This window comes from Bradyrhizobium sp. C9, assembly GCF_002532045.1.
In the GTDB taxonomy this organism is placed as follows: domain Bacteria; phylum Pseudomonadota; class Alphaproteobacteria; order Rhizobiales; family Xanthobacteraceae; genus Bradyrhizobium.
Genome location: NZ_NWTG01000051.1, coordinates 1 through 10,911, shown reverse-complemented (window position 1 = coordinate 10,911; position 10,911 = coordinate 1). Strand labels below are relative to the sequence as shown.

Annotated in this window: 13 protein-coding genes and 1 tRNA gene; 6 read left to right on the top strand and 8 right to left on the bottom strand. The window is 64.5% G+C overall.

The window, feature by feature from the left end; translation table 11 throughout:
- Positions 1-95: 95 nt before the first annotated feature.
- Positions 96-893, bottom strand: a complete 798-nt coding sequence (locus tag CO675_RS39390; protein WP_097677247.1) for a DUF2927 domain-containing protein — start codon at positions 891-893, stop codon at positions 96-98.
- Between the two features lie 89 nt (positions 894-982).
- Positions 983-1,555, bottom strand: coding sequence for a L,D-transpeptidase (locus tag CO675_RS39385; RefSeq protein WP_097677246.1), 573 nt, complete (start codon positions 1,553-1,555; stop codon positions 983-985).
- A gap of 327 nt (positions 1,556-1,882) precedes the next feature.
- Here CO675_RS39385 and CO675_RS39380 point away from each other — a divergent pair, with 327 nt between their 5' ends.
- Together CO675_RS39380 and CO675_RS39375 are read left to right on the top strand one after the other, a co-directional pair.
- Entirely contained in the window at positions 1,883-3,427 is a 1,545-nt protein-coding gene (locus tag CO675_RS39380) for an acetolactate synthase large subunit (protein ID WP_097677245.1), read from the top strand.
- Positions 3,428-3,577: 150 nt separating this feature from the next.
- Entirely contained in the window at positions 3,578-4,114 is a 537-nt protein-coding gene (locus CO675_RS39375; protein ID WP_097677244.1) for a hypothetical protein, read from the top strand.
- Positions 4,115-4,481: 367 nt separating this feature from the next.
- On the opposite strand, the gene CO675_RS39370 is transcribed toward CO675_RS39375, so the two are convergent.
- A complete protein-coding gene (locus CO675_RS39370; RefSeq protein ID WP_097677243.1) occupies positions 4,482-4,712 on the bottom strand; it encodes a hypothetical protein in 231 nt (76 codons plus the stop codon).
- Positions 4,713-4,908: 196 nt separating this feature from the next.
- Between CO675_RS39370 and CO675_RS41855 the strand changes: the two genes are divergently transcribed.
- Positions 4,909-5,034, top strand: a complete 126-nt coding sequence (locus CO675_RS41855) for a hypothetical protein (RefSeq protein ID WP_283808140.1) — start codon at positions 4,909-4,911, stop codon at positions 5,032-5,034.
- Between the two features lie 69 nt (positions 5,035-5,103).
- On the opposite strand, the gene CO675_RS39365 is transcribed toward CO675_RS41855, so the two are convergent.
- Complete coding sequence (locus CO675_RS39365; RefSeq protein WP_097677242.1) at positions 5,104-5,475, bottom strand: DUF4118 domain-containing protein; 372 nt, start codon at positions 5,473-5,475, stop codon at positions 5,104-5,106.
- A gap of 180 nt (positions 5,476-5,655) precedes the next feature.
- On the opposite strand from CO675_RS39365, the gene CO675_RS39360 reads away from it, so the two are divergent.
- Entirely contained in the window at positions 5,656-5,955 is a 300-nt protein-coding gene (locus CO675_RS39360) for a hypothetical protein (RefSeq protein ID WP_097677241.1), read from the top strand.
- 127 nt (positions 5,956-6,082) lie between these two features.
- On the opposite strand, the gene CO675_RS39355 is transcribed toward CO675_RS39360, so the two are convergent.
- From CO675_RS39355 to CO675_RS39345, 3 genes are all read right to left on the bottom strand, one after another.
- Positions 6,083-6,157, bottom strand: a tRNA-Val gene (locus tag CO675_RS39355).
- Positions 6,158-6,283: 126 nt separating this feature from the next.
- Positions 6,284-7,579 carry a coiled-coil domain-containing protein gene (locus CO675_RS39350; RefSeq protein ID WP_097677240.1) on the bottom strand — a complete coding sequence of 432 codons (1,296 nt, stop codon included), beginning with the start codon at positions 7,577-7,579 and terminating at the stop codon, positions 6,284-6,286.
- 142 nt (positions 7,580-7,721) lie between these two features.
- Entirely contained in the window at positions 7,722-8,327 is a 606-nt protein-coding gene (locus tag CO675_RS39345; protein WP_097677239.1) for a DUF1134 domain-containing protein, read from the bottom strand.
- A 153-nt stretch (positions 8,328-8,480) separates the two neighbouring features.
- Between CO675_RS39345 and CO675_RS39340 the strand changes: the two genes are divergently transcribed.
- The gene (locus tag CO675_RS39340) at positions 8,481-8,945 is read left to right on the top strand and encodes a YHS domain-containing (seleno)protein (protein ID WP_097677238.1); all 465 of its coding nucleotides are present in this window, start codon (positions 8,481-8,483) and stop codon (positions 8,943-8,945) included.
- Here the strand turns inward: CO675_RS39340 and cysQ are convergent, their stop codons facing one another.
- Positions 8,946-9,773 (bottom strand): 3'(2'),5'-bisphosphate nucleotidase CysQ, encoded by an 828-nt coding sequence (gene cysQ, locus CO675_RS39335; protein ID WP_097677237.1) that lies wholly within the window; start codon positions 9,771-9,773, stop codon positions 8,946-8,948. It abuts the gene before it with no gap.
- A gap of 238 nt (positions 9,774-10,011) precedes the next feature.
- On the opposite strand from cysQ, the gene chpT reads away from it, so the two are divergent.
- Positions 10,012-10,659, top strand: coding sequence for a histidine phosphotransferase ChpT (gene chpT, locus CO675_RS39330; RefSeq protein WP_097677236.1), 648 nt, complete (start codon positions 10,012-10,014; stop codon positions 10,657-10,659).
- Positions 10,660-10,911 lie beyond the last annotated feature (252 nt).

Sequence of the window (10,911 nt, the reverse complement as noted above, 5' to 3'; positions counted from 1 at the left end):
TGTGCCACGGGGGCCGTCCACATATGGGTCCCGGCCTTCGCCGGGACGACAGTTTTATGTGTTGCAGCATCCCTGCCTATTGCGGCGGCCCACCCTCACTCCAGATGGTTCACCTTCGCGACCCAGGCGCGGACGTCGGTCAGCACTTCGGGCAGCGCGGCCTTGACCTCCTGGACGTTCATGCCGGGCTTGATGCGGGGATCGTAGAGCAGGTTGAGCAAATATTGGTCGTAGACGTCGAAGAAGCCCATCGAGACGCTGTCGTTGAACATGGTCCACGGCACCGTCGCAGTGTCGTTGATCGGACCAAGCGACTGCAGCAGCTCCTCATAGGCGCAGTCGAGGAAGACGAAATCGCCATTGTCGACGGTGAGGATGACGTCGGAATGCTCGATCTCGTAGTTCTCGTTCTTGCGGAAGCCGGACAGGCATTGCGGGTCGAGCGAGGTGCGGATCTCCTTGGCGCGCTCCTGGCCGTAGAAGGTCGCGATGGTGCGGTAGAGCTCGCGGTCGCGCACCAGCTTGACCACGACATTCGCCGCGTCGTTGCTATCGGTCATCGCGATGTCGAGATGCTGCACCTTGGCTCGGATGTCGGCGATGACCTTGGCGAGCTGGACCTTGCGGTCGGCACGGTTGCCGTCGGCGAACACGCGCACCGGCTTGTCGTATTTGCGGATGCGGTCGACCCGGCCGGCGAGATGATATTCGGCGCCGAACGCGGTCTTCAGGAAGCCTTCGACGATCTCGGCGTCGGTGAAGACCTTCTTCTCGTTGCGCTGGCGCGAGGCGATGGCTGGCACCTCGGCGGCGGCAGGCACGGCGCTATCGGTGAGGCAAACCGCGAGCGCTGCGGCGAGAAGCAGAAGTATCGAAGGACGGTGCTGGGACATTGCGACGACGCTGCCGCAAGGTTTGCGGCAGCGCAAGGTGCGATTGACGATCTTGCCGGATGAAGCTGGTTCCGTCGAAATCGACGCGATCAGTTCTTCACCACGACGGTGGCGCCGACCGAGACGCGATCATAGAGATCCTTGACGTCCTCATTGGTCATCCGGAAGCAGCCCGACGAGACCGCTTGGCCGATCGTCTCCGGCTCGTTCGAGCCATGGATACGGTACAGCGTCGAGCCGAGATACATCGCGCGCGCGCCGAGCGGGTTCTCGATGCCGCCGGCCATGTGGCGCGGCAGATCGGGGCGGCGGCGCAGCATGTCCGAGGGCGGCGTCCAGGACGGCCATTCCTTCTTCGCGGAGATGCGGTGCACGCCGCTCCAGCGGAAGCCGTCGCGGCCGACGCCGATGCCGTAGCGCAGCGCCTGGCCGTTCGCCATCACCAGATAGAGCCGGCGCTCGGCGGTGTTCACCACGATGGTGCCGGGGGCGTAGTTGGTTTCGTAGTTGACGGTGGTGCGCGGGATCGGGCTTGCGCCGCCACCGCCGAAGAAGCTCGGGGCTTCGGACTGGTAGCCACGGGAATCGAAGAACTGGGCCTGAGCCTGGCCGGCACCTGCCAGGATCGTGAGCGCGGCAAACATCAAGGCAATCTTGCGCATCGTCGTCGTCCTCGCGAACAATCAAATATGCAGCCAAAAAGGCCATAATCGCCAGCGTTTCGCAAGCGACGAAGCCGTGACATCAGCCATTTTCCGACAACACGGTTTAAAAAGGCAACAGACCGGAAGCGATAGCTGCATTGTTCGGCCAAACCTTTGACGAAGCGGCTGAAGAATGGTTGATCTGGTGCGTTTTCAAGCCAAGTGGGTGCCGGTTCGCGTCAAGAAAACGCGACCAAACAAAAGGATGCGAGCATGATCCGATTCAATCGGATCGGATCATGCTCTAGAGCGACCTCAAGAACATCTCGAAACGGGAGCGTGAGCATGAACGGTGCGGAAAGTCTGGTGCGGACATTGGTCGCGGGCGGCGTGGACGTCTGCTTTACCAATCCCGGCACCTCGGAGATGCATTTCGTCGCGGCACTGGACAAGGTCCCCGGCATGCGCTGCGTGCTCGGCCTGTTCGAGGGTGTGGTGACCGGTGCGGCCGACGGCTATTTCCGCATGAAGGGAACGCCGGCCTCGACGCTGCTGCATCTCGGGCCCGGCCTTGCCAACGGCCTCGCCAATCTGCACAACGCCAAGAAGGCGAATTCCGGCATCGTCAACATCGTCGGCCAGCACGCGACCTATCACATCGAATACAACGCGCCACTGACATCAGACATCGAAGGCCTGGCACGGCCGATGTCGGCCTGGGTACGCACCTCGCCGGACGCCAAGTCGGTCGCCCGTGATGGCGCAGCCGCAATCGCCGCCGCCAGCGGCGCACCGCCGCAGGTTGCCACCTTGATCCTGCCTGCCGACACCGCGTGGAACGAGGCCGACGAGGTGGCCCAGGTGCCCGTGGAATCGCAGCGCCGGAACTATTCGCCGCAGGCCGTCGAGAGCGCCGCCAAGGTGCTGCGCAGCGGTGAACCGACATTGCTGCTGATGACCGGCAGCGCGGTGACAGAGGCGGGGCTGGCGCTGGCGGCGCAGATCGCCGGCAAGACGGGCTGCAAGGTCATGGGTCCGCTGGCGAGCCCGCGGATGGCGCGCGGACGCGGGCGGTTTTCGATCGAGCGGGTGCCTTACGTGGTCGAGCTGGCGCTCGCGGCGCTGAAGGGCTTTCGACACATCGTTCTCGTCGAAGCCAACGAACCTGTCGCGTTCTTCGCCTATCCGAACAAGCCGAGCCTGCTGAAGCCGGAGGGATGCGAGGTGCATCGCATGACCTCGAGCGGGGAGAATTCGGTGGCGGCGCTGCAGGCGCTGGCCTCGGCGGTTGGCGCCAAGCCGGCCGATGTGAAGCCGCAGGCGACCGTCGAACTGGTGAAGCCGACGGGTGCCTTGAACCATGCGTCGATCGCCCAGGCGATCGCGGCTGCGGTTCCTGACAATGCCATCCTGGTCGACGAATCCATCACGACCGGGCGCGGTTTCTTTCCGCTGACGGCGAGCGCCGCTCCGCACGACTGGATTCAGAACCTGGGCGGCTCGATCGGCTATTCGACGCCGGTCGCGACCGGCGCGGCGATCGCCTGTCCGGATCGCAAGGTGATCTGCATGGTCGGCGACGGCAGCGCGATGTACACGATCCAGTCGCTGTGGACCCAGGCGCGTGAAGGGCTCAACGTCGTGACCATCGTGTTCGCCAACCGCATCTACCAGATCCTGCGCGGCGAGTTCGACGGCGTCGGCGCCGGCGAGCCGGGCGAGCGGGCGCAGGACATGCTGAAGATCGATCGGCCGACGCTCGATTTCGTCGCGCTCGCGAAGGGCATGGGCGTACCGGCGGTGGCGGTCACATCAGCGGACGAGTTCAACAAGGCGCTGGCGAATGCCGTCGCCGAGCCGGGCCCGCAGCTGATCGAAGTGCAGATGTAGGCGTATGATCCGGACCGGAACGGCCGCGTTAGCGCAAAGTGCGAAGCGGTTTTCTCCGCGACAAATGCGAAGCGTTTGCGCGGAGGCCATGCGCAACTAGAGTGCAAGTTCAATGGCCGCGGCGGCGGCCCAGTCCAGTCGGAGGCGCCAATGCAGACCGAGCTGAACAGGCTGATCGCCGCGGTCGGGGAATTCTACGCGCAGGAGACCTTCCTGCTGGAGCGCGACCTCGGCGAGCGAACGCTTACTCACCGGCTTGCGGTCTATGTCGAGCGGCAGTTTCCCGGCTGGCAGGTCGACTGCAACTACGACCGGCTCGGCGAGCGCACGCTGCGGCTGCCGCGCGGCTCGGGCAGCTCGACCGACGACCATCTCGGCAAGTCGATCTATCCCGATATCGTCGTGCATCAGCGCGACATCCCGAACAATCTGTTGGCCGTCGAGCTGCGCAAGGACAGCAACCACCAGCCGCTCGATCACGATCAGCGCAAGCTGCAGGCGTTGACCGATCCGAATGTGTGGTTTGCCTATGCGATGGGCGTTCTGGTGATCGTCGGGCAGCACGGCGTGAGCTTTTCCGAAATCTATGCCGGCGGCGCCATCGACAGCGCCACGTCGCGCTGGTTTGCGGAGCGGATACGCGAGAGCGGGCTCGCAGGCGGGCGCGACGACGGCGCTCAGCATTAGGCCTGTCGATGAATCTTTCAACGCATCGCGGTGATAGCCCGTTTGGATCATGCGTTGCCGCTGCACGCGCGTCACAACAGAACGTGCGGGAGGTGGAGCAATTTCTGGAGCTGGTAGTCAATTTTCAGAACGATCCAATGGCGGTGCGGATTATCGGCTCTGCGCCTCTTTCGCTCCCTCTCCCGCACTTGAATTTTTGGTTCAGTTCTCACGGCCCGAACAATCACTGCCCTAAGCGGCCGGCGCATTTGATCGCGACGCAACGGGCGAGGCGGCATCCGCACCGAGACAGCAACAAAAAGGCCGCCTTCGGGCGGCCTTTTCCGTGATCGTCCGATTCGTGATCGGCTAACGCGATTGTTTCTGTTTATTGCTTGGCCGCATCGTCGCCGGTCGTGGCAGCGCCGGCCTTTGCGCCTCCCTTGGCGCTCGACTTCTTCTTCTTGGCTTTCTTCTTCGGCGCCATTTTGGTCGCCTCGCCCTTGGTCGCCGTGTCGCCGCTTTGCGCTGCGGGGGCCGGGCTGGCGGCCTTGTCCTGCGCGAGCGCGGTGGACGAGACGAAGGCCAGCGCCGTGGCGGCGAGGATCAGTGTTCGCATCGGATGGTTCTCCCAAGTTGGTTTCCGGCGCCCCTCAACGGGACAGAATGTCGCAGGTTCCGCGACGGCGATCAGCAGTCCGTGAGCTGTGCGTGAACGGCGCAGTCGGCGCGAAAACGGCCGGAACCGGGAACCGCGCGCCGCGTTATGTCGCTGGGCAGGAGTTCCGAGGAGAGACGCCATGCGCTGGCGGTCAATGACGGAAACTACCAATACGGTGCTCGACACCGCCCCCGAGGATACCTTCTACACGGTGGGCTGGACGATCAGCGGGCTGGCGACACTGGCCACCATCGTCGCGGTCTGGATGTTCGGGATCTGAGGGCAAGCGATCAGGGCAGGCAACCGGCTTGCCGGCGCCGGCGGGCGGTCGCGACCTGCGCCGCTCAGGCTATTTCCGCAAAATGGCCAGCGCTTCCCGGTAGAGCTGCGAGAAACCGAGCAGGAGTGCGCTCGACAGCAGGAACGTCGCGATGCTGTCATAATCGTCGGCCGTCGGCCAGGCGAACTCGAAATACGGGGGCATGAACACCCACCAGACGATCGGTACCGTGATGATGGTGGCGAAGGCGCCGGCCGGCGCGCCGCCCATCAGCCCGGCGATCAGGATCGCCGGCACGAAGGCCGCGAAATAGAACTGCATGCCGAAGCTCGCGAACATCTCCTGCGTCGCGGTGGCGAGCACCACGGCCAGCAGGGCGACGACGAACGTCGATAATGACCAAGGCCGCAGCTTCAGAATGTAGTCGTTGCCCTTGCGCATCGAGACGTCCCGGCCCCCGCGAGTGCCGGGAAGGTAGCCGAGGAGGCCTGCAAACAAAACCCCGTAGGACTCCGAGGGTCAGCATTGTGCTCGGCACAGTGAAAAGGAACCGGCCCGGTCAAGCCGCTGCCGCATTGTCGCGCTTATTGCATTGCGGCAGGGCGATGGTGGGACGACACAATGCTGGAATTGCTGATTGTCGTGCTGGTCACCGGGATCGGGTTCGTATCGGGGTACGGCGTGCGCGAACTGATCTCGCGCCGCAGACGGCGGTCTTCGCCGCGCGTGCATGCACCGATGGTCCGGGCCGCGAATGACGACATCTCCGCCCGCCGCTGGTATCGGCCGACCGTCACGCAATCTGCCGATCAAGCCACCCCGCCACCCGACGAACTCGACGGCGCGGTTCGCGATCTGCTCGGCGAACTCGGCCGGCGCAACACCAGGCCGTCATCCGCCCCGCACCGCCGCCGGCGGTGAGATTGGCCGCGGCCGCCGCCGCGTCGGCTACTGTGCATGGGGTTGTTTTCGACATTTTTGATGAGCCGGTCCCGAAGGGTTCCGGAATGTCGATAATCGTCCGTACCCGGCGGTTCAGGAAGGGAAATGGTGGACGCACAAGGGATCGAACCTTGGACCTCTCCCGTGTGAAGGGAACGCTCTCCCGCTGAGCTATGCGTCCGGGATCTGACGTACCAAGGGCCGTTGCCGGCCGATCGAAAATGGGCGCTTCGTCAGAGCGTGCGATTTACGAAGTGCCGGGTAGGGGTGTCAAGCCAAACCCTGCGGGAATCAAGACCTGCGGGAATCAGGCGCCTTGCTGGCGGGCGCGGGAGGCGTGTGACTGCAGCGCCCGGATGCGCTCGGCGAGCGTGCCGCCGCCTTCCGGCATCCCGCTGCCCGCCGGGACACCATTTGCGGCACCGTTGGCGGGCTTGGCGGTCGCCTTGGCCGGCACGGTCGGCTCCGCCGCCAGCATCGCCTCGATCGCCGAATTGGGGCCCTCGAGCTGGATCGCGAGCTTGGCCACCTCGGCGGCGATGTCGTTGATGCGCTCGCGCAGCAGCGCGTTCTCCATCCGCTCGGTCGCCCAGGAGCTCTCGGCCTGCTGCTGGATCGCGTTGATGTCGCGCTGCAGCTTGCCGCGATCGTCGCTGATGATGCGCAATTGCTCCTCGACTGCCGCCTTCTCCTGGCGCAGCTTCTCGAGCACGGACGACTTGCCGCCGCTCGTCGCAGCGATCTCCTCGCGCAGCTCCTGCACCGTCCGCTCGGCGGCGGCGTTGGCCTGCTTGAGCTGGCCGTTCTCGAATTCGCGCTCGGCAAGCAGCTTGCCCTGGGTCGCAAGCCGGGTCTCGAGGTCGGTGACGCGGTTGCCGAGCATTTCGGCTTCCTTGACCTGGACGATCAGCTGACGGTCGAGATCGGTGACCCGCTGGCTCAGATTCTCGACCCGGCCGCGCGCGTCGGTGAGCTCGCGCGTTGCGGTCTCCGACTGGTTGCGCTCCTGGGCGAGGCGGGCTTCGGTTGCCGCGAACTCCCTGGCGGCATCGCCGACACGGTTCTTCAACTCCTCGACCTGGGTCCGCACCGCGACCAGCTCGATCTGGCGGCTGTCAGCCGTCATCGAGCGGTCGCTGAGCTCGGCGTTGATCTTGCCAAGTTCGCCCTGCTTGTCGGTCAGTGCCTGCTCGGCGTTGCGCAACAGCTCGGTCTTGGCGGAAAACTCTTCCTCGGTGGCGCGAAGCTGCTCCTTCATCGCCTTCTCGCGCGCTTCCAGCGCGAAGATCGCGGCGTTCTTCTCGCCCAGCTCGATCTTCATGCGGTTGATCGCATCGGTCTTCTTGCCGAGCTCGGCGAGCTGGCTCGTGGTCTTGCTCTTGAGCTGGTCGACGCTCATCTCGAGCCGGCGGGCCGACATGGCGAACTCGGCGCGGAGCTGGTCCTTGTCGGCCTGGATCTCGGCCATCGACAGCGGGGTGGCCGCCTCCATGCGGCGCGTGGTCAGCCGCACCGCCCGGTTATGCACCAGCGGAACGATCATCAGGCCACACAGCATCGAGATCAGGAAACCGATCGCCGCGTACATGATCGGCTCGATCATGAAGGGTCACTCCAAAGAAAGCAGGAATTCGTTAATCACAATGCCACGGCGGGCCGGCCAAAGGCCAGCCCGTTTGCCGCGTTAACCTGAACAGCTAACCGTGCCGGAGCGCCCGGCACAATCACCCGATCGGCGCAGCGACCTAGAACGGGTTCCAGGTCGCGCGCGGGGTGAATTTGAGATAGCCGACGCTGGCGCCGAGCCGCAAGCCGATGCCCGAGCGAATCGGGACCAGCACGATGTTGTTGGCGGTCAGCGCCGTCATGCCGAAGCCGCCGACGATATAGGCCGAGCCGTCGATGCCGACGAAGCGCTGATAGATCGCCTGGGTCGAGGGCAGGTTGTAGACCAGCGTCATGGTGCGGGCGCCGTCGCCGCCCCAGTCGAAGCCGACCGAAGGTCCCTGCCAATAGACCCGGAGGTCGCCGGCGTTCTTGGTGTAGAGCGTGCCTTCGCCATAGCGCAGCCCGGCCACGAAAGCACCCGAGCCTTCCTCGCCGAGCACATAGCCGTTGGGCAGGCCCCATTGGCTGACCGCGCGCTCGATCACCGAGGCGAGTCCGCGCGAGACGTTGCCGAAGAACTTGTGCCCGGCGCCGACCAGTTCGTCGGGCCCGTAAGTATACGGTGTCGGCTCACGCTGCGGCGGTGGATATTGTGGTGGTGGGGGCTGCTGCGCGGACGCCCCTGCGCTCCAGCACATCAACGCGGCAAACGCGACCGCGGCAAGGCGTGATGCGAAAGTCATTAAGAACCCCTGCTATCGAAATCCGGGCGTTGCCCTTTAACCTGATGCCAACAGGCACGGCTCTAGGTTGCGCCCAGTGTCCCCTCGACTCGGATGTTATCGGTATCAACTATGACGGCACAACGGCAGGAAAGATATGGATCGTGCCGGGGCATGGCCTTTTTCGGCCTGTTGGCGGGCATTTTGACGGCCATCGGGCCCTCTTTGCCGGTTCAGGCCACGACGACCGAGCGCGTGGTGACGAACCGTTACTCGGGCCTTGCGATCGAGGGATTCGATCCCGTCGCCTATTTCACCGATGCCGCCGCCACCCAGGGGCGGCCGGAATACGAGGCTGCCGACAGCGGCGCGGTCTGGCGTTTCCGCAACGAGGGCAACCGCGCCTCGTTCGTGGCCCATCCTGAAATCTATGGCCCGCAGTTCGGCGGCTATGATCCGACCGACCTGGTGCGCGGCGTGACCTGCGCCGGCAATCCGCGCTTCTGGGCCGTCGTCGGCAACAGGCTCTATCTGTTCAACCGGGAACACAGCCGCGACGCCTTCGCCGCCGATCCCGCGCGCTTCCTGAAGGAAGCCGCGGCGCGCTGGCCGGAGCTGGAAGAAAGTCTCGCGCAGTAGTCACGCCGCCGCGGACGGGTCGCCCCACGCGATGAATTCCGGCACCAGAAAGTCCTGGCGGCCTAACCCAAAATGCAATGGGCGCCGGTTCGAATCGGTCACCTTGCCACCGGCGGCAACGACGACGGCGTGACCGGCCGCCACATCCCATTCTGATGTCGGCGACAGGCGGGGATAGATATCGACCTCGCCCTCGGCGACACGGCCGAACTTGACGGCCGAGCCCAGCACGGCACGGACCGCGCCGCCGCGTTCGTCGATGAAGGCTTCGGTGCGTGCATCGCCATGTGAGCGGCTGACCGCAACGGTCCAGGGCGCGCCGCGTGGCGGGCAGGGACGGCTCCTGATCGGCGCCGCCTGCGAAACCGCGCCTTTCTGCAGCGTCAACCGCTCCGCACCCTTGCCGACGATGCCGCGCCAGATCAGCCCCAGCGCAGGCGCACCGACGATGCCGAGCAGCGGCACGCCCTGCGTGACCAGCGCCACATTGACGGTGAACTCATTGCGGCCGGCGACGAACTCCTTGGTGCCGTCGAGTGGATCGATCAGGAAGAAACTGTCCTTGTAGGGCGGCGTCGCCAGATGAACGCGCTCCTCCGACAGCAGCGACACATGCGGCGTCAGCCGCGTCAGCCCTTCGACGATGATGTGGTCGGCGGCGAGATCAGCCTCGGTGACCGGCGATCCGTCACTCTTGCCGGTGACGTTCATGGCGGATCGGTTGACCGCAAGGATAGCCTCGCCGGCCTGGATCACCAGTTCGGTCAGCGATTCGAGCAGCGTGGCGGCAGCTTCGCAGCCGATCAGGGACGGCTGTGCCTTATTCATGGGCGGGTCTCATATCCTGTTGTGTTCCCTGAGATCGCGATGCGATGCAAGGCATCGCGTCATGATCTCATCTCCTTGTTTGAGCATGATCTTTTCGGAAAACCGGTTTCCGCTGTTCCGGATCATGCTTTATCAGTCCCGCCGCAAGCTGGCAGCATCCGTCTGCGCGGTGTATCAAGCCCACAGGCATGCGTGATTCGCACTCCTCCGCAGCGTGCGGCTTTCCAGGAAACAATTGATGTCTGGCACTTCGTCTCCCGGTCCCGCTCCCGATGCCCTCGAACTCGCGGCGCTGCTGTGCTCGCGGGTCTGTCACGATCTCATCAGTCCGGTCGGTGCGATCGTCAATGGGCTTGAGGTCCTTGACGACAATCCCAAGCCCGAAGACCGCGACTTTGCGCTCGATCTGATCCGCAAGAGCGCCAAGACCGCTTCGGCGCGGCTGCAGTTCTGCCGGCTGGCGTTCGGCGCGGCGGGTTCCTCCGGCGCGCAGATCGACCTCGGCGATGCCCAGAACATGGCGAAGGGGCATATCGAGGACGGCAAGGTGACGCTGACCTGGAATTTGCCGCGGCTGCTGCTGCCCAAGAACCGGGTCAAGCTGCTGCTCAACATGCTGGTCATCGCGCAGCAGACCATCCCGCGCGGCGGCACGCTCACCATCGATCCGGTCGGCGACGGCGAGACGATGAGCTTCCGCATCCTGGCCGCGGGTCTCAATGCGCGGGTGCCGCAGAACATCGTCGACCTGCTCAATGCCAGCTCGCCGAACACCGTCGATGCACATGCCGTGCAGCCGCATTACACGCGGCTGTTGGCCGATGCCTGCGGGTTGAAGGTGACGCTCACGCTCGACGGCGACAAGGTCATTATCCTGGCGTCCTGAACGCGGCCGCGGCAACATCATTAAGCAAAGGTTACGACAGGCCGCGCGATTCGATCGTGCGGCCTTATCTCTTTGTTGATCCCGTTCTTTTCCAATTACTCAACCAAACTTAAACGCTTTGCGGAGAAGCTGACCTAAGTTCCGGCCGGCGCGTTGATGTCGCGCGCCGCAGCGTTTTCGGCGTTTTTCGAAGGTTGGTTTCATGGACGATCTGTTGCGCGAGTTCCTGACGGAGAGCAGCGAGAGCCTGGA